The sequence below is a fragment of the Pedobacter sp. Hv1 genome (genome assembly GCF_001412215.1).
Taxonomy (GTDB): Bacteria; Bacteroidota; Bacteroidia; order Sphingobacteriales; family Sphingobacteriaceae; genus Pedobacter.
The window spans coordinates 24,889-41,792 of sequence record NZ_LLWP01000010.1; the positions used below are offsets into that span (position 1 = coordinate 24,889).

19 protein-coding genes are annotated in these 16,904 nt (G+C 37.1%); 4 read left to right on the top strand and 15 right to left on the bottom strand.

What is annotated here, in order from left to right; genetic code table 11:
- Positions 1–89: 89 nt before the first annotated feature.
- Positions 90–491, top strand: a complete 402-nt coding sequence (locus AQF98_RS19140) for a thiol-disulfide oxidoreductase DCC family protein (RefSeq protein ID WP_055133635.1) — start codon at positions 90–92, stop codon at positions 489–491.
- Between the two features lie 289 nt (positions 492–780).
- On the opposite strand, the gene AQF98_RS19145 is transcribed toward AQF98_RS19140, so the two are convergent.
- The 4 genes from AQF98_RS19145 to AQF98_RS19160 all read right to left on the bottom strand — a co-directional run bounded on the left by AQF98_RS19145 (position 781) and on the right by AQF98_RS19160 (position 3,687).
- Positions 781–1,425, bottom strand: a complete 645-nt coding sequence (locus tag AQF98_RS19145; RefSeq protein ID WP_082435187.1) for a class I SAM-dependent methyltransferase — start codon at positions 1,423–1,425, stop codon at positions 781–783.
- Between the two features lie 9 nt (positions 1,426–1,434).
- The gene (locus AQF98_RS19150) at positions 1,435–1,641 is read right to left on the bottom strand and encodes a hypothetical protein (RefSeq protein ID WP_055133598.1); all 207 of its coding nucleotides are present in this window, start codon (positions 1,639–1,641) and stop codon (positions 1,435–1,437) included.
- Between the two features lie 88 nt (positions 1,642–1,729).
- The gene (locus AQF98_RS19155; RefSeq protein WP_055133637.1) at positions 1,730–2,101 is read right to left on the bottom strand and encodes a DUF779 domain-containing protein; all 372 of its coding nucleotides are present in this window, start codon (positions 2,099–2,101) and stop codon (positions 1,730–1,732) included.
- An 80-nt stretch (positions 2,102–2,181) separates the two neighbouring features.
- Entirely contained in the window at positions 2,182–3,687 is a 1,506-nt protein-coding gene (locus AQF98_RS19160) for an aldehyde dehydrogenase family protein (protein ID WP_055133599.1), read from the bottom strand.
- 162 nt (positions 3,688–3,849) lie between these two features.
- Here AQF98_RS19160 and AQF98_RS19165 point away from each other — a divergent pair, with 162 nt between their 5' ends.
- Complete coding sequence (locus AQF98_RS19165) at positions 3,850–4,776, top strand: AraC family transcriptional regulator (protein ID WP_055133600.1); 927 nt, start codon at positions 3,850–3,852, stop codon at positions 4,774–4,776.
- Here AQF98_RS19165 and AQF98_RS19170 read toward each other — a convergent pair.
- From AQF98_RS19170 to AQF98_RS19195, 6 genes are all read right to left on the bottom strand, one after another.
- The gene (locus AQF98_RS19170) at positions 4,773–5,534 is read right to left on the bottom strand and encodes a CPBP family intramembrane glutamic endopeptidase (RefSeq protein WP_152969768.1); all 762 of its coding nucleotides are present in this window, start codon (positions 5,532–5,534) and stop codon (positions 4,773–4,775) included. The genes AQF98_RS19165 and AQF98_RS19170 overlap by 4 nt on opposite strands.
- Complete coding sequence (locus tag AQF98_RS19175; RefSeq protein WP_055133602.1) at positions 5,535–6,059, bottom strand: hypothetical protein; 525 nt, start codon at positions 6,057–6,059, stop codon at positions 5,535–5,537.
- Between the two features lie 87 nt (positions 6,060–6,146).
- Positions 6,147–6,758 (bottom strand): hypothetical protein, encoded by a 612-nt coding sequence (locus AQF98_RS19180; protein WP_055133603.1) that lies wholly within the window; start codon positions 6,756–6,758, stop codon positions 6,147–6,149.
- Entirely contained in the window at positions 6,748–7,224 is a 477-nt protein-coding gene (locus AQF98_RS19185; protein WP_055133604.1) for an RNA polymerase sigma factor, read from the bottom strand. Before AQF98_RS19185 ends, AQF98_RS19180 begins: the two co-directional genes overlap by 11 nt.
- Position 7,225: 1 nt before the next feature.
- Positions 7,226–7,417 carry a hypothetical protein gene (locus AQF98_RS19190; protein WP_055133605.1) on the bottom strand — a complete coding sequence of 64 codons (192 nt, stop codon included), beginning with the start codon at positions 7,415–7,417 and terminating at the stop codon, positions 7,226–7,228.
- Between the two features lie 72 nt (positions 7,418–7,489).
- Positions 7,490–9,181: a beta-N-acetylhexosaminidase gene (locus tag AQF98_RS19195; RefSeq protein WP_055133606.1), complete on the bottom strand. Its 1,692-nt coding sequence runs from the start codon at positions 9,179–9,181 to the stop codon at positions 7,490–7,492.
- Between the two features lie 57 nt (positions 9,182–9,238).
- On the opposite strand from AQF98_RS19195, the gene AQF98_RS22405 reads away from it, so the two are divergent.
- Positions 9,239–9,364 carry a hypothetical protein gene (locus tag AQF98_RS22405; RefSeq protein ID WP_255352940.1) on the top strand — a complete coding sequence of 42 codons (126 nt, stop codon included), beginning with the start codon at positions 9,239–9,241 and terminating at the stop codon, positions 9,362–9,364.
- Positions 9,365–9,492: 128 nt separating this feature from the next.
- On the opposite strand, the gene rpsA is transcribed toward AQF98_RS22405, so the two are convergent.
- The 5 genes from rpsA to cmk all read right to left on the bottom strand — a co-directional run bounded on the left by rpsA (position 9,493) and on the right by cmk (position 15,780).
- Positions 9,493–11,427 carry a 30S ribosomal protein S1 gene (rpsA, locus tag AQF98_RS19200; RefSeq protein WP_055133607.1) on the bottom strand — a complete coding sequence of 645 codons (1,935 nt, stop codon included), beginning with the start codon at positions 11,425–11,427 and terminating at the stop codon, positions 9,493–9,495.
- A 471-nt stretch (positions 11,428–11,898) separates the two neighbouring features.
- Positions 11,899–12,615 carry an SH3 domain-containing protein gene (locus tag AQF98_RS19205; RefSeq protein ID WP_055133608.1) on the bottom strand — a complete coding sequence of 239 codons (717 nt, stop codon included), beginning with the start codon at positions 12,613–12,615 and terminating at the stop codon, positions 11,899–11,901.
- A gap of 20 nt (positions 12,616–12,635) precedes the next feature.
- Positions 12,636–14,117 (bottom strand): YgcG family protein, encoded by a 1,482-nt coding sequence (locus AQF98_RS19210; protein WP_055133609.1) that lies wholly within the window; start codon positions 14,115–14,117, stop codon positions 12,636–12,638.
- Between the two features lie 69 nt (positions 14,118–14,186).
- Entirely contained in the window at positions 14,187–15,023 is an 837-nt protein-coding gene (locus AQF98_RS19215; protein ID WP_055133610.1) for a DUF1080 domain-containing protein, read from the bottom strand.
- A gap of 76 nt (positions 15,024–15,099) precedes the next feature.
- A complete protein-coding gene (cmk, locus tag AQF98_RS19220) occupies positions 15,100–15,780 on the bottom strand; it encodes a (d)CMP kinase (protein ID WP_055133611.1) in 681 nt (226 codons plus the stop codon).
- Between the two features lie 672 nt (positions 15,781–16,452).
- Between cmk and arfB the strand changes: the two genes are divergently transcribed.
- The gene (arfB, locus tag AQF98_RS19225; protein WP_055133612.1) at positions 16,453–16,863 is read left to right on the top strand and encodes an alternative ribosome rescue aminoacyl-tRNA hydrolase ArfB; all 411 of its coding nucleotides are present in this window, start codon (positions 16,453–16,455) and stop codon (positions 16,861–16,863) included.
- Positions 16,864–16,904: the final 41 nt, after the last annotated feature.

Below are 16,904 nucleotides of genomic sequence, written 5' to 3' on the forward strand. Positions count from 1 at the left end.
GTGAGTATAAAGATGACCAGTAAATATTTAAGCTACAAAACACTTTGATGTGACCTAATTGAGCATAGAAAGGCCTAACTTTGATGGTAATGAATGCGCAAGCTGTAATATTTTTCGATGGATACTGCAACCTCTGTAATGGTGCGGTACAGTTTACCATTAAAAGAGATTCTAAAAATGTATTTCATTTTGCTTCATTACAAAGTGAATATGCCCAAGTACATTTAACTCCTTTTGGTATTGAACCGAAACAAGGAGACAGCTTTATTCTATTGCAAGGCGATAAGGTATATCAGAAGTCGACGGCGGCATTAAGAGTAGCCAAAAAATTAAATGGTTTATGGCCCTTGTTGTATGGCTTGATCATCATTCCTCGATTTTTAAGGGATGCGGTATACAATTACATTGCCAAGAACCGGTATCGATGGTTTGGTAAGGAAGAAAGTTGTTGGGTGCCAACTCCAGAACTTCAACAAAAATTTTTAACCTAATTTAACGTGAGTTCGGAGTAAGGAAATAGGATGATCAATGGTTCGTCTTGAAATCAATTATTCCCAGCTACTATTTAATGGTTCTGTAGCTTCGCGGACAAACTTTTTTCCTTCAGCTGAAAAAAGTATGCAAAAAAAGCCGCGGCTGCGCCCTGTTCTATTAAAGGAAGTAATTAGGCTTATTCTTGCATTCCGAACAGGCCAAGGCCGATTTTAGTGGAACGTTGAGATGGTACTTAGGCTTGAGATGGTTCTAAAGTTAGATTTCTTAACTAGAACTCAAGTTAATTTATTTTTGTAAAGTAGCTACAGTATATAATCTTTCTACCATTTCGTCTGCCTTACTTTTAACCAATTCGGTTTGATTGGTTAAATCGATGAGTTGAAATGGGCTTTGTTGAACTAGCTTTTCTAGTTTAGCACTATCGTAAAGGTTAAAACCATGTTGGGTAAAAGGCAACATTTCCATAAATTCTTTTTGGGCAAAGGTGATACAGAAAAGACCACCTGGTTTCAATACTCGATAAACCTCATTTAATAGTGCTACGGGGTTTTTCCAGAAATAAATGGTATTTACGGTCATGGCCTTGGTAAATTGTTCAGCTTTAAAGGGAATGATTTCTCCGTTATAGAGATGAAATGAAGTATGGGCAATGTTTAAAGATTCGGCCTCCTGTTTCATCAGTTCAGAGATTTCTAAACCACTGTAACTCACATTTTCAGCTGTCTGCATGATTGTGGCAATATGCTTTCCATTACCATGGCCAAGTTCTAATATTGAATCATGATCAACTATTTTTAAAGCATCAATGGTGCTTTTACTCATGCCAAAATTGGTGTCGTGCATCAAGTCAGCTACTCCAACACCGTTATCCCCATTGGGGCAACTCAATTGCAGGGCCATTTCTTTTAATTGGTCTTCGGTAAATGCCATAATATCTAATTATTGATGATTTTCAACTTTAGTGTGTTTGGGTTTCCATAGCCATAAAGATAGGATGGCTAAAGGGACCGTAATACTTAAGGCAATTACAATTAAAATTTCTCTTTTAGCAATAACCTCTGTGTCTTTAGAAATGAAGATCACAACCGTTTCTTTAAGTGCATATAGCGTAATTAAAGTGCAGAGTATAGCCAATATTTTTCGCATGGTAATTTATTTGTGCTCAAATATTCGATTTATTTATGGAAAACCAGAAATTTAGCTCATAAAAAACACCAATCGACTTCTTTTTAAACTAACCTTGCTCAATAGGAGCCAAATCTTTTAGCTCATCTTCTGTAAATAACCGCGATTCGATGTAAAATCCCATATCAATAGTAGATTCTAGAGAGAAGCTTGCTGCTCTGCCTTCCATGGCCGCCAAGGTTAATTGGGTGTGTTTCCAATACTCAAATTGGTCTGCTGCCATATAGAAAGGACAATCTTCAATTGCTCCGATGCAAACATCATTGGAGCCAATTAAAAAACCACCCTTTTCAAAGCAATGCGGATAAGAGCCTTCACAACATCCACCACTTTGATGGAACATTAGTGCACCATACTCGGCCTTTAACTTCGCGATTACTGCTTTGGCGCCTTCTGTGGCCAAAATTCTTTGTGTTGCCATATCTTCTTTTTTAAAGGAGAGCCGCTTAATCAAACCAAATGTTAAACGACCCTCCAGTTTTTTAATGAACAAGTTCTCGTTTAAAAGAAGCCTAATTTATTCTTGTCGTAAGAAATGAGCATATTTTTGGTGCTGCGGTAATGGTCGAGCATCATTTTATGGTTCTCTCTGCCAAAACCAGATTTTTTGTACCCACCAAATGGAGCATGTGCAGGGTAGGCGTGGTATTGGTTTACCCAAACTCTGCCTGCCTCAATGGCTCTCGGAACCTGATACAATTCGTGCGAATCACGGGTCCAAACGCCAGCACCTAGGCCATATAGCGTATCGTTTGCAATTTCTATCGCTTCTTCAACAGTTTTAAAAGTAGTTACACAAACCACTGGGCCAAAGATCTCTTCTTGGAATATGCGCATTTTGTTGTGACCTTTTAGAATGGTTGGTTCGATGTAATAACCTGTTCCCAATTCTCCTTCTAATTGATTGGCCTCGCCACCAATTAAAACTTCGGCTCCTTCTTCTTTGCCAATTTTAAGGTAAGAAAGTATTTTCTGGTATTGCTCATTAGAGGTTTGGGCACCCATCATACTTGTTTTGTCTAAAGGATGGGTAATTTTAATGGCTTTAGTTCTGACAATTACTCTTTCTATAAATTTCTCGTAGATACTTTCTTGTATCAACAACCTGGATGGACAGGTACAAATTTCACCTTGGTTAAGGGCAAACATCACTGCCCCTTCTATAGCCTTATCAAAAAAGGCGTCATCTTCAGCAGCTACAGATTCGAAAAATATGTTTGGCGATTTACCACCCAACTCCATGGTTGAGGGGATAATATTTTCTGCCGCATATTGCATAATCAATCTTCCCGATGTTGTACTTCCGGTAAAGGCAACTTTCGAAATTCTGGATGAGGTGGCCAATGGTTTACCTACTTCAATACCATAACCATTTACCACATTCAAAACGCCTGGAGGCAATAAATCGCCAATCAATTCCATTAAAACCATAATGGAAACCGGAGTTTGTTCGGCTGGTTTTACTACTGTACAACAACCTGCTGCTAAGGCTGGTGCAATTTTCCAGGTTGCCATTAACAAAGGGAAATTCCATGGAATGATCTGCGCTACTACGCCAATAGGTTCGTGTAGGGCAATGCTTACGGTGTTTTCATCATGTTCAGAAATAGAACCTTCATCAGCTCTGATCACCCCTGCAAAGTACCTGAAATGGTCTACTACAAGTGGTAAATCTGCGGCTAATGTTTCTCTTATGGCTTTACCATTGTCAATGGTCTCTACGGTAGCTAGATATTCTAGGTTATCTTCAATCTTTTGAGCAATCTTTAAAAGAATGTTACTTCTGTAGGTAGGAGCGCTTTTGCTCCATGTTTTAAAGGCTTCGTGGGCAGCATCCAAAGCGAGTTCTACATCTTCTTTGCTAGATCTGGCTGCTTTGGCAAATACTTTTCCATCAATAGGAGAAATGTTATCAAAATAAACTCCTTTAACCGGAGCAACAAATTTTCCGCCAATGTAATTGTCATACTGCGGTTTGAAGGTTGGTCTTTTTACTATATTTTCCATGTTTACATAAAATTTGGTTCTTACAAACCTAGTGGCAAAGCATACCGAAGAGATAGTATAATCGTTTCATATAGTAGCATTATAGTTGCAGCCCGTGTAACCTTAATGAAATAAAGTTATATTTGATTATACCTTAATTGCTAACCAAATCTGATCAAGGACATGCAGCATATCTTAAATGAAGTGAACCTGAGCAAAGTTGAAAATTTACAGACACTGGTAGAAAACAGGACGGCCTACACGCTTGAACGCTGCGAGTTAAATGTTTTTGAAACTTATACTACATCTTATAAGGTGCCCTTAACTTTTAACGATTTTGTAATTACTAGCATGTTACGTGGGAAAAAGGTAATGCACTTGTTCGATAAACAAGGGTTTGACTATTTTCCTGGAGAAACGGTGATTGTGCCGCCTGCTGTAACCATGAAAATCGACTTTCCGGAAGCAAGTGATGCCAACCCAACCCAGTGTATTGCTTTGGCCATAGATAACGAACAAATTAAGAAAACATTAAGTTACCTGAACGAGTTTTTTCCGAAAGAGGATAGCAAAAGCAAATGGTTATTGAACTACGATGAATATCATTTTTATAACAATGAAGAGATTGCTTACCTGATCAATAAAGTGATCAGGATTTGCTCAGAAAAATCGAAAGAAAAAGATGTGCTAGCTGATCTGACCTTAAAAGAATTGTTAATCAGGATTATGCAAAGCCAAAATTTAAAATCTTTTAATGACGATCATGTTGGTGTTAACCAAAATCCTTTGTCGTATGTGATGGGATATATCAAGGCTAACCTTAACGAGAAAATAAGTATTGATAGTTTGAGTAATAAAGCTTGCATGAGCAAAGCTACTTTCTATCGCTTGTTTAAACGAGAGCTGGGAATTAGTCCAAACGATTATATTTTGAGCGAAAAAATGAACAAAGCGAAAGAACTGCTCTCGCATCGCGGAAATAAGATTGCTGCCATTAGTTATGAGTTGGGCTTTACTGATTCGAACTATTTTATCAGGGCTTTTAAAAAAGTGGTTGGGGTTACCCCAGGGGCTTATCAATTGCAGGCGGTACAGCAATTGATACATTAGAAGCTGCCATAATTATAAATTTCTATCAGGCATGCACATAGGTTAAAAAAGAAATGCATAACTATGCCATACCACAAGGTATTGGTTTTTATTCTGACATAGGCCAATACTAATCCAAATGGTAACATCCAGAAAAATGAAATCATACTAAAATGGATGAAAAAGAATAATATCGATGTGATATAGATAGCTTCTTTTTCGTCAACAATATTTAATAGCCTTTGCATTAAAAAGCCCCTATAGGCCAACTCCTCAAACAATGCTGGAAATAGGGCCACTGAAATGATCATTATGTAATTTCCATAATCATGGAAAGCATAAGTGTAATAAAAAGTATAATCCTTATTAAAAACAAGTTGATTTAAGTGACCAACCAGAAATTGTACACCAAAAGAGGCAATAAGGGTAAGTGCGATGAGTGCAGATACTTTTTTGATTGAGAAGTTAGGCCACTTTAATAAAAACTTATTTTCTTGCCAACTGTAGGCGAAAAACAGAATTGCAGTTAAAGCCATAATCAGGTCAAAAAATAAAGCTATAAGTATTGTATGCTCTGATATTAATCCCGCAGAGATGCAGATAATGATTTCAATTGCAAAGAATAATGCAACTTGATTAAGATTTTGTCTCTTTTTGCCATGGAACTTAACTTCTTCATGGTTTTGGGCATGTCCGCAAATGCTACAAAAATTGTTTTGTTCTGGAATATTATTTTGACAGTTGGGGCAAAGTCTGTATATGGTCTCTTGAGAATCCAATTATTTGATATTTAACTCTTTTTTGATCTTATCAACCTCTAATACAGCTATAATTCCCTTAATCAAATAGGCAATAATTAATACTTTAATAATTATTCCTGAAAAAAGTGTGGCGGGGTCAGCAATGATATTTAATAGTTGAACGATGACATAAAGTGATAAACCGGAAATCAATGCACTCGCAGGTTTAGTCTTACTCCATACCGCAAAGGCTAAAAATGCACCAACTAAAATTACATAGCTTATTAAATAATAGAAGAGGTCATCGCCTTCTTTAATAAAAAATAAACCAAATAGCCCAGAAATCCCTAAAAAAGCAGTAATAATATATAAAGAATTACGGGCACTCTCTATCTTTTTCTTCAAATCAACAAGGTCTATTTCTTTAACCGTTCTGTTAGCAATAAAAGCATCCTGTTGCTGTTTGGTTCCTTGTAAGGGATATCCACATGTATTGCAAAAAATATCTATTGATTCATAGTGATGTGCACAACAAGCGCATAGGTTTATGTTTTGGTTTTCCATTAATAAGTCTTATCTCCAATAAATATATCATTGTAAATACTAAACTCAAAATTTATGAACTAAAAACTTAATTAATGTTTAAAATACTTAATTCTCTAACTGAGCTATCTTAGCCTTAAGGTCTTCAATATGCTGGGCAAATAAACTGTCGTTCATCTTTCTTGTCACATATATTAATGATATACCAACAATGAGCAATAGTCCGAGCTGCCAAAACAGATTGGCTCCGATAACTATATTTTCAAAACTTTGATGAGCATATAGTTTATAAACCAACAGCCCAATTGGACCAGATAGTGGTAAAAAGATATAGCCATAAATGTTTTCTATCTTTAAAATGCTTTTAATGGCTTTTAGGTTGACAGTTAAGAGTTGCTTGGCATTGGCATTGTAATCTACACCTGTTTTGATCTTGTTAAATTCTATGATGGCCAAACCCCTAAAAATTTCATAGGTGGCAAACAGCACTAGCAGTACGATCTGTAAATCGCCACTTGCAAAAAAAGCAATTATCAATAGGGGGATGTCAATAATACGGATCCATCTTAACTTCCATTTCAGTTTAAACAATAAAGATTGCAATAAACCATGCGATTGCCCATCTAGTAGCATAGTTGAAGGATCGTTATCTTGTTGTTTTGAAATAATTTCGGCCGACATATTTTGCCATTCTTGCGCTAAGTTGAGGCTATTTTCCATTTAAGATTGTGCTAAGTTGTTGTTTAATTCGATGTAGTTTAACGTTGGTATTGCTTTTAGAGAGTCCTGTTATTTCGCTGATTTCGGTATTGTCAAAACCATCCAAGTGCAGCATAATGATACTCCTGTCTATTTCGGTAAGCTGCTTGATGGCCCTGTACAGAAAATCGGCCCGTTCGGAGAGTTCTGGAGGATCAAAACGTGGCTCGGCTGTACTTTCTCCTTTAATTTCTCCCCGCTTTTTTCTTTTGTTCAAATGCGTAAGTGCCACATTTAAACTGATGCGATATAACCAGGTAGAGAACTTGGAGTTACCTTGAAACCTAGCATAGGCACTCCAACTCTGATAGACAATTTCCTGATATAAATCTTTTCTGTCCTCCAGATCGTCTGCATAAAGATTCACCACTTTAAAGATGATGCCCTTATGTTCTTCTATTTTTTGGAGATAAGACTTTTCCGTCATGTTAGCTGTTGGTCTTATTTTCTTGGTCAACAACTTTGGTTTTTCTTTCTTTATGGTATTTATTGATCGCAATAATCAAAGAAATAACCGCCACAATTAATAGTGGATATTTAATGAAATAAGAAGTTTCAGTTGTAGACACAACGATAATTAGGAATGCTGGAATGGCAAGGCCCGAAGTTTGATTTTCCATTTGGCTTGATTTAACTGTTTAAATATGTTCAGTTAGTAAGCTTTGGGCATCAAAAATTACAGTAAAGAAGAATTAATTTTCCAAATACCTTCTGCTGTAAGTAATCCCCATTAAATCGTATCGTTTCAGTTGGGTTTTTAATCTCTTTTGAAAATCAGGATAATTTCTTTTTTCCTTTGGTGTCCATAAAATTTCACTCAATGCATCCAATCTTGGAAAGATCATGTACTCTGCCTTGGCAGGATTGGCAATGTATTCAGACCATAAATTACCTTGTGCACCCCAAACAAATTTGCTTTGGGCAGGTGTTAATTCTGTAGGAATGGGGTCGTAATTATAAACGGTTTCTAAAGTGAGTAGTTTGGCTGCGGTTAAGCTGTCTTCTTTTACAAATTGTGCATGGTTAAGGTAGAGTTTGGTCTCAGGTGTCATGATCACTTTATGGTTTTCTTTGGCTGCAGCAATGCCTCCCTTTTCGCCACGCCAGCTCATTACTATGGCATTTGGCGCTAAGCCACCATCTAAAATCTCGTCCCAACCAATAATGGTTTTACCTTTGCTGTTCACAAATTTTTCTATCCTTTGAATAAAATAGCTTTGCAAGGCATTCTCGTCTTTTAGGTTATTGGCCTTCATCATTTGTTGAGTGGCCAAAGATTGTCTCCACCAAACTTTAGATGCCTCATCTCCACCAATGTGGATGTATTGCGAAGGGAATAAATCCATTACTTCGGTTAACACATCTTCTAAAAATTTGAATGTTTTTTCTGTAGGTGCAAATACATTATTGTATTTATTCATCATTCCCCAAGTTTGGGCAACTTCGTATTTTTTAGTCGGCTCCGTGCCAAATTCGGGGTAAGCAGCCAAAGCAGCCATGCTATGTGCAGGCATTTCTATTTCGGGGATGATGGTAATGTAACGTTTGGCCGCATAGGCAATTACGTCTTTGATTTCTTCTTGTGTATAAAAACCACCATGTTTAATGCCATCGGTTTTAATTACCGCGTCACTTGGGGTAATCTTTACTTCATTTGGTAAAACTTGATATTTGATGCCTTCATTTCCTTTTCCTGGCCAAAGACCAATGATGCTTCCATCTCGCCAAGCGCCAATTTCGGTTAGTTTAGGATATTTCTTGATTTCCATACGCCATCCATGGTCATCAGTCAAATGCCAATGGAAATAGTTCATTTTATGGAGAGCTAAGTAATCAATATATTTTTTAACAAAGGCTACATCAAAGAAATGGCGGCTTACATCTAAATGCATACCACGGTAATCAAAACGAGGATAATCTATAATGGTAATGGCAGGTATTTTAAGAATTGAAGATTTTGCAGTTGGCAAAAGTTGAATTATGGATTGCGTGCCATAAAAAACACCTGCGGCCGAATTTCCATTGATGGTGATCCCGGTTTCAGTAGCAGTTAAGCTATAACTATCCTTAAAATTCTGAAAAGTTGTTTGCGAAATAAGGTTAATGGTGTTTTGAGCTCGTTTGGTGCTTGATATTTGAAGTGTACGATTGTAGTTTTTTTGGATATAATCTTTCAAGAAATTGGCCGAATTGATTAAAGAATCATTTTGGACATAAATGAGCGTATTGGCATTAATGGTAAAAGCACTTTTTGGATTGCCAAATTGAGCAATCGCAGGGTTGGGTATGATATCGACAAATGTTTTGTTGGTTGGCACTGTGATTTGCCCATTGGCTAAATAGGTAATTGCCGTAAGTAGCGTAATGAATGCGAATTTCTTCATGAGTAGATAGATTTGATTCTCAAAAATAGAAAATCTGAGTGGTTTTAAGGCGATGGAATGGAAATATTGCTAGGAGCTAATGCTTTTGATAATCAACCCAATGGTATGGGGGCTGTTTTAGTACAGGCGGGGCAGGAGAGAGCCATGGACAATGCCATTGTTTTGCCATTAGCCATTAAATAAGATTAGGTTTATTCAACAAGTAACAGCAATGGCAGATTCTGGTAAACAAAAAAAGCTCCCGATTTTCATCGAGAGCTTTTGAATTATATATCAGTCTGGATTAAAAATCCTGACTAAGCATGTTAAAATTATTTAGATTTTTTTTTGCTTTCTTCGCCTTCCATTTGCTCTTTTAATTGAGCAAGAACGCTAAGATCACCTAAAGTAGATTTCTCTACAGAATCTTTTACTTTTTTAACAGCTGTGCTAGATGCTTTCGCTTCTTTTTTCTTAGTAGCTCTTTCTTCTTGTAAAGCTTCAGCTTTAGCCTCTTCCCAGATACGGGCGTGAGAAACAACGATACGTTTAGCATCTTTGTTAAACTCAATGATTTTGAAATCGTTGGTTTCTTCAGCTTTGATTACAGAACCATCTTCTTTAGCCATGTGTTTAGTTGGTACGAAACCTTCTACACCGTATGGTAAAGCAATAACAGCACCTTTATCAGTTACTTTAACTACTGTACCTGTATGAACTGAATCAAGGGTAAAGATAGTTTCGAAAGTATCCCAAGGGTTTTCTTCTAATTGTTTGTGACCTAAGCTTAATTTGCGGTTTTCAACATCAAGTTCTAAAACAACAACATCTAAGGTATCACCAACTTTAGTAAACTCGTTAGGGTGGTTAACTTTTTTGCTCCAAGAAAGGTCAGAAATGTGGATTAAACCATCAATTCCTTCTTCAATTTCAACAAATACACCGAAGTTAGTCATGTTTTTAACTACAGCTTTGTGTTTGCTTCCAATTGGATATCTTTCTGCAACATTACCCCATGGATCTTGAGTTAATTGTTTGATACCTAAGCTCATTTTGCGCTCGTCTCTGTCTAAAGTTAAAACTTCAGCTTCGATTTCATCGCCAACTTTCAAGAATTCTTGAGGTGAACGTAAGTTTTGTGACCAGCTCATTTCTGAAACGTGGATCAAACCTTCAACACCTGGAATGATTTCTAAGAAAGCACCGTAATCAGCTACAGTAACAATTTTACCTTTAACTTTAGAACCAACAGCTAAGTTAGCATCTAAGTTTTCCCAAGGGTGTGGAGTTAATTGTTTCAAGCCTAAAGCGATACGTTTTTTCTCATCATCAAAGTCTAAAACAACAACGTTGATTTTTTCGTCTAATGACAATACTTCTTTTGGATGCTCTATGCGGCCCCAAGAAATATCAGTAATGTGCAATAAACCGTCAACACCGCCTAAATCGATGAACACACCAAAGTCAGTAATGTTTTTCACAGTACCTTCTAATACTTGTCCTTTTTCTAATTTAGAAACGATTTCAACTTTTTGGCTTTCTAAATCGTCTTCAATTAAGATTTTATGAGAAACTACTACGTTTTTAAACTCATGGTTAATTTTAACAACTTTGAATTCCATTGTTTTACCCACGTATACATCGTAATCGCGGATAGGTTTAATGTCGATTTGTGATCCTGGTAAGAATGCTTCTACACCCATGATGTCAACAATTAAACCACCTTTAGTACGGCTCTTCACGAAACCATTGATAATGGTGTCATTGTCAAGCGCAGCGTTGATGGTTTCCCAAGAACGTTGTGTTTTTGCTCTCTTGCGAGATAAAATCAACTGACCATTCGCATCTTCTGGAGCTTCTACGAAAACATCCACTGAATCGCCAATTTTCAAATCAGGTGTATCTCTAAACTCAGAAGTAGAAACTAAACCGTCAGATTTAAAGCCAACATTTAATACTACGTCTTTGTTGTTGATTGATACAACGATACCACTAATGATTTCGCCTTGAGTGATTTGGTTGAAAGTATCTGTGTACATATCTTCAAACTTTTTACGGTCTGCGTCACTGTAGTTACCAAATACTTTATCATCTGCATCCCAATCAAAATCTTGATCTGGTGTTGCTAATGATGATTTGATTTGTTCGATAGAAACCGAATCAGCTTCTGACTCAATTGTTTCTTTCTCGGTTAGACGAGCGTCTGCACCTTGTAGTTCGGCTGTTTTAGCCTCTAGTTCTTTTTCTGCTACTTGTTTTTTAGCCATTAATTAATAATCTCCTTTGTTCCCTATTTAGGGACTGCAAAGGTAGAAATTTCTTTTTTAAAAGAAAAGATTTTTTTAATAAATGTTGCTGATAATTAAGTATATAGTCAAAAGTATGTTATATAAAGTATAAAAGTAGTAAAATTAAGCGCATCAAATTTTAAGCTTTTAATTTAATCAGTAAAGCAGGTTCGGTAGCTTTTTTCAATGTTAGTCCCGCTTTTTCGTTCCAAGTCCTCATTTCGCTGTGCTCCATTGCGGACTTTTCACTGCAATCGGGTTTAATTGGGCTGGTTCAGCTGGTTAAGGCGGATTACAAATCCGAAGTTAGGCAAATCGGGATTACAAATCCCGATTAACAAAATGCAAGAAATAATGCTTCGACAGGCTCAGCATAACAATTCTTTAATAAGATAAGGCAACTAAGTCTATGTTTTCTATGTGTTAAATAATTCACTTTAAAAGAGCTTTTTATTTCTTAGTGTAAACCCCTTTGGTAAAACCTTCGCCAATTAAGGTATGTTCATCTCTGATCATGAGTAAGATAGTATTCTGCTGTTGTTGCAATTTGATGATATCGCCCTCAATTACATAATTAGCTGTAAATGTAGAATCGGCATAATTATCTTTTACCTCTACCAAGTTTTTGCCCTTGAAATCAAAAGATTGGTATTGGGTATCACTATCGCTATTAAACACGCCAGACAAGGTCTTTTCCTTAATAAAAGTGGTGTAACAGAAATAGCCTACTGCAATGACTATGATGGTAGTAATTGCAACCAAAACCTTATTGCCAAAGGCATATTTAAAGGTAAAGAAGAGAATGCTTAACGATGCTATGGCTACAATTGAAAAAAAGATGATGCTAGAGTAGTCTTTCCCAGGTTTTTCGGCAGCTATGGCAGGTTGTGCTTGTACAGGTTTTGATGGAGCGGCTGCAATTTTCTCTAAAAACGAACTACTTACCCAGCCTTCTGCATTTTTTACCTTCACTTTAAAGTATTTGGCATCTGAAGAGTCTAACACCAACACATTTTCATTTTGCGGTATAAATCCAATTACCTTACCTTTTGGATCGTTGCTTGCTCGCACATTTAATTTGTCTGCCTTTACACGATACATATCTTGCGCTTTACCAGACAATGATAAAATAAGCAATACAGCTAAAACCAATAAATTTCTAATCATAATATATAAGTTTATTCGAACTACCAGCTTCCCCCAGCACCACCGCCACTACTGCTACCACCACCAAAACTGCCACTGCTTGATGAAGAGGATGAGCTGCCGCCAGAGGATGAGCTACTAGAAGAACTAGATTCGACCAACATGGCCAAAGTTACCCATTTTATAAATTCTACATGCTTACAATTGCAACATTCGTTCACTAATTTTGCTTGACCGGCTGCGCTATAGGTAGCTGCTTTTATCGTTTCTTGTTTATTTAAGCTATAGGTACGGAAATTACATTTAGGACATTCGGTAAAACTACGGTAGGCTTCTGCTGGCCAAGCTTTAATGATATGTTCGCTATGATCTGGACTTTCCCAAATGTCGTAATCGTAGGCCTTAATGATTTCTTCTTCGCGTTGCCCTTTGCTTAAAAATGGTTTACCCTCTACATTTTCATCTCTATCCAAACGGATCATTTGTCTTTTTTTACTGTCTTCAATAGGTTTAAAACGCTCAACTGTTTTTGCTTTTTTAAGACTATGAATAATTAGGGCCACTAGAATTATTGGAGAAAAAATCACCAACCACCAATTTTTGCGATGAAAAGTTTTAACGGCCTCAAAAAAGTTCTCGTCGTCGTTATGGGCTCTTCTTAAATTGGCAATGGCCGAAAAATACCTGAAGAATAGAAAAATGGCCAGAACGACGTATACAATTATTGGAATATCGGCTATACCTATGTTTTTGAAAAGGCCAAAACTGCCTGTAAAAACCATTACGAATATGGAAATGAAAACAAAGAAAAACAGACTGCCGCATCCCTTGATTGCAAAAGCATCATAACCATTCTGATTGTTTTTGCTAAACTTTTGGCTCTGGCCTGATTGTCTGTTAATGATTTTTGAAATCCCAACAAATAATAGGATAATCAACGCAGAATAAATTAAGGGATAGGTCCAATTGTTACTTTTTGTTGCTGCTGTTGTAGCAAGTTGTTGTACTTCGGCCTGATTTGTAGGGTTGGTTAATCGGCTTTGAATAGAGCGTAGTGCCGAAAGTACACCATCTTCATAACGTTCCTCTTTAAATGCAGGTACTAAAATCTGATCGCCTATCTGTTTTAAGGTTACATCGGGTAATAGGCCTTCAATTCCAGTTCCTGTAATGAAACGATATTTTCTTCTATCGGTGGCTATCAATAGCAGCAACCCATTATTGGCTTTGGCTTTTCCAATTCCCCATTCTTCAAAAAGTGCTTTTGCAAACTCAAAGTCTTCGCTGTTTTCTTCAAAATTTTTAACGGCAACTACCGCTATTTCTACCTTGGTCTGATTTTCTATTTCGGTAATGAGTTGGTTTAAGGCATGAACATTACCTAATATACCATCGGGGTTACTTACAAAATAGTCTTGTCCAGCAGTTTTTGGGTTAGGGATTTCCTTAACCGTATAATACTTTTGAGCAAAGGAAAGTGTACTGAAGCATAAAAATAAGATCAAAAATGGCAGTCTCTTCATAAGTATTTCTTCTTTGTGGTGCTCAAAACATAGATGCCTCAGTAATGATTTTTTCGAAAAATTGGCAAGCTATTCTTCCCTTAGTTTAGCCAAGATCTTTTCTAGTTTTTTCTTGTCCTTGTAATAAGGAGCCAGGTCAAAAAGTGCCACTTTTCTAAACTCTATTGGATGGCTTTCGCTCTGTAAAGAAATGTAACCACCTGTAAGTGCTTTACCATCTTGTTTTACTTTTGGATCAAAGTTAGAAACATTGCCACCACCAATTTGTGGTTTGGTATAGGTTAAAACAGTGTCCTTATTGATGATGTGTTTGATCACAGAATCGCCCAATACCAAAAACTCTGCAGTAACCCATTGTTCGCCAGCGTAAGTTTTCGATTTAGAATCTAAACAATGTGGCGTAAACAATTTGCCATTCACAAATATGGTAGTGCCTGGTGTACATACATTTCCTGTAGGTCGAGGGTTTACCCCGTCGCCACCTAAAAGTTGGCCTTCAATAGAAATTGGAAAATCTTGGTCTTTGAGCATTGTTTCTGGTGCTTGTCCATGTAACATGGCACCACTATTTCTTAATGCCCAACCTTCACCGCCTTTAACCTGTTCGCCTACAAAACGGTATTCTACTTTTAATAGATAGGTAGAAAACGGTTTTTTATAAAAGATATGGCCGTATTGTTGGTCAAATTCTTTGTAACCATCATAACTCACTTTCATTACACCATTTTCTACCCTAAAAGTATTGGCATAATTGTCGTTCACCTCATGTTTGGCTATTTTAACAGTCCAGTCTTTAAGGTCTTTGCCATTAAATAAATTGATCCAGCCACTTTTTTGGGCATGGAGATTTAGACCAGAAAGCAAAAACAAAGCTAATGTGATTGTTTTAGGAAGGGTAAATTTCATAAGCTGATGATAGATAGTTGCTAACTAAAATACCAATTTATTTTAGATCGGCAAATAAATATATCGTAAGGATTTGTTAGTGAGTTAAGAAGGGATTTACCTTAGCTAGGGCAAAATCAAGCTGCTCAGCCTCACTGAGTTCGGTATTGTCTAAAATGATGGCATCTTCGGCTCTAACCAACGGACTTTCGGTTCTGGTAGTATCGGCATAATCGCGGTGTGCCAAATTTTCGAAAACCTCTTCTAAGGTAGTTTTGGTGTCGCCTTTAGCCCTCATTTCTTTATGGCGGCGTTCGGCCCTAATTTTAGGGTCAGCTGTCATGAAAAATTTAACCTGGGCGTCTTCAAAAACAGCAGTACCTATGTCTCGGCCATCCATTACAATGTTTTTAGATTTACCCATGCGTTGCTGTTGTTTCACCATGTCGTGGCGAACCAACTTATTGGCCGAAACTTCACTTACATTTTCAGAAACTGGCATTTGTCTAATTTCTTCAGAAACTTCTTCGCCATTGAGTAGGATGTGAGATTCGTAATCCCTAGAATGAAAGTTAAGCTCAATATGTTGCAGTGCATCTTTTACGGCTTCTTGGTTGTTGATATCAACCTTGTTGCGGATGAAGAACAGCGTAACTGCTCTATACATGGCGCCGCTATCGATATAGATAAAACCTAATTTTTTTGCTAGCGCTTTGGCTAAAGTACTTTTTCCGCAAGAAGAATAGCCATCGATTGCTACAACCAGATTTTTTCTCATGTAGTGCAAAGATAATACTTTGAAATTGTTTTATACAAAGCTTTCATCAACAAATGTGTGTCTTTATGTATGTTGGCGGGGACGCCAACAAGGGCTAAAGTATTTACACTTTCTCTGCATTTGTTGGCGTCCCCGCCAACGGATGAGTTATTTTCTTAACAAATTTGTATCTTTATACTCGTTGGTGAGGACACCAACAAGTGCCTAATTTCAGTGCTATTCACAACGCCGTTCCCGCCTACCTACCGCAGGCAGGCTTTACACTGCAAGTCCTCATTTCGCTACGCTACATTCCGGGCCTTCCGCTACAATCGGGGCTATCAAACACAATGCTAAGGCAGAAAGACCAAAGCGGCACACTTGCCATAGCGAAGAAAATATGCAGGATGCCAAAATAGAAAGCAAATTTGTTTGTTAAATAGACCTGATATTAGCGAACACGGAGCGAGAGCGGAGTAAAGCGTTTAGCAGGACTTGCAGGAGTAACAAGCACTGAACTTGCTCTTCAAAAAATATTTATCCTAAATCCGTGTATGTTACCTTCAACCTTTATAGCTATTGGTTTTTTCTGTTTTCGTTGGCATCTTCGCCAACGGATAAGCGATAGCCTATAAATGTTCATCATGGCGCCATGCACTAAGAATTGAGTAAATTAAGCTATATCTTTGTACAATGATACCCGCAAAAGAAGAATTGATCAAAGAGCTTACCTTTAAAACATCACGTAGTGGAGGTAAAGGCGGGCAAAACGTTAATAAAGTTTCGAGTAAAGTAGAGCTGATCTTTAATATTGAACAGTCTTTGCTTTTTACTGTAGACCAAAAAAGCCTATTGATAGAAAGATTGGCTACAAGGTTAGATGCCGAAGGTAACTTGCATATTGTAAGTCAAGAAGATAGAAGTCAGCTTTTAAATAAACAACGAACCATTCTTAAACTGGTAGATCTATTGGCCAGGTCATTACATGTACAGAAAAAGAGAAAACCCACCAAAACTCCGAAAGCTGTAATTGAGAAAAGGCTAAATCATAAGTCCGCTGTTTCTTCAAAAAAAGAAAATAGAAAAAGACCTAGCATTGATTGATCATTTGTAATCACGGCATTAAAATTGCTCCCGTAAATTAC

Excerpts from the sequence above, each read along its gene's own strand:
- AQF98_RS19155 (WP_055133637.1), bottom strand. The coding sequence starts at position 2,101 with ATGGCAACACAAAGAATTTTGGCCACAGAAGGCGCCAAAGCAGTAATC.
- AQF98_RS19165 (WP_055133600.1), top strand. The coding sequence starts at position 3,850 with ATGCAGCATATCTTAAATGAAGTGAACCTGAGCAAAGTTGAAAATTTA.
- rpsA (WP_055133607.1), bottom strand. The coding sequence starts at position 11,427 with ATGGCTAAAAAACAAGTAGCAGAAAAAGAACTAGAGGCTAAAACAGCC.
- AQF98_RS19145 (WP_082435187.1), bottom strand. The coding sequence starts at position 1,425 with ATGGCATTTACCGAAGACCAATTAAAAGAAATGGCCCTGCAATTGAGT.
- AQF98_RS19190 (WP_055133605.1), bottom strand. The coding sequence starts at position 7,417 with ATGGAAAATCAAACTTCGGGCCTTGCCATTCCAGCATTCCTAATTATC.
- cmk (WP_055133611.1), bottom strand. The coding sequence starts at position 15,780 with ATGAGAAAAAATCTGGTTGTAGCAATCGATGGCTATTCTTCTTGCGGA.
- AQF98_RS19150 (WP_055133598.1), bottom strand. The coding sequence starts at position 1,641 with ATGCGAAAAATATTGGCTATACTCTGCACTTTAATTACGCTATATGCA.
- AQF98_RS19140 (WP_055133635.1), top strand. The coding sequence starts at position 90 with ATGAATGCGCAAGCTGTAATATTTTTCGATGGATACTGCAACCTCTGT.
- AQF98_RS19160 (WP_055133599.1), bottom strand. The coding sequence starts at position 3,687 with ATGGAAAATATAGTAAAAAGACCAACCTTCAAACCGCAGTATGACAAT.
- AQF98_RS19185 (WP_055133604.1), bottom strand. The coding sequence starts at position 7,224 with ATGACGGAAAAGTCTTATCTCCAAAAAATAGAAGAACATAAGGGCATC.
- arfB (WP_055133612.1), top strand. The coding sequence starts at position 16,453 with ATGATACCCGCAAAAGAAGAATTGATCAAAGAGCTTACCTTTAAAACA.
- AQF98_RS19210 (WP_055133609.1), bottom strand. The coding sequence starts at position 14,117 with ATGAAGAGACTGCCATTTTTGATCTTATTTTTATGCTTCAGTACACTT.
- AQF98_RS19180 (WP_055133603.1), bottom strand. The coding sequence starts at position 6,758 with ATGGAAAATAGCCTCAACTTAGCGCAAGAATGGCAAAATATGTCGGCC.
- AQF98_RS19205 (WP_055133608.1), bottom strand. The coding sequence starts at position 12,615 with ATGATTAGAAATTTATTGGTTTTAGCTGTATTGCTTATTTTATCATTG.
- AQF98_RS19195 (WP_055133606.1), bottom strand. The coding sequence starts at position 9,181 with ATGAAGAAATTCGCATTCATTACGCTACTTACGGCAATTACCTATTTA.
- AQF98_RS19175 (WP_055133602.1), bottom strand. The coding sequence starts at position 6,059 with ATGGAAAACCAAAACATAAACCTATGCGCTTGTTGTGCACATCACTAT.
- AQF98_RS22405 (WP_255352940.1), top strand. The coding sequence starts at position 9,239 with ATGGAAATATTGCTAGGAGCTAATGCTTTTGATAATCAACCCAATGGT.
- AQF98_RS19215 (WP_055133610.1), bottom strand. The coding sequence starts at position 15,023 with ATGAAATTTACCCTTCCTAAAACAATCACATTAGCTTTGTTTTTGCTT.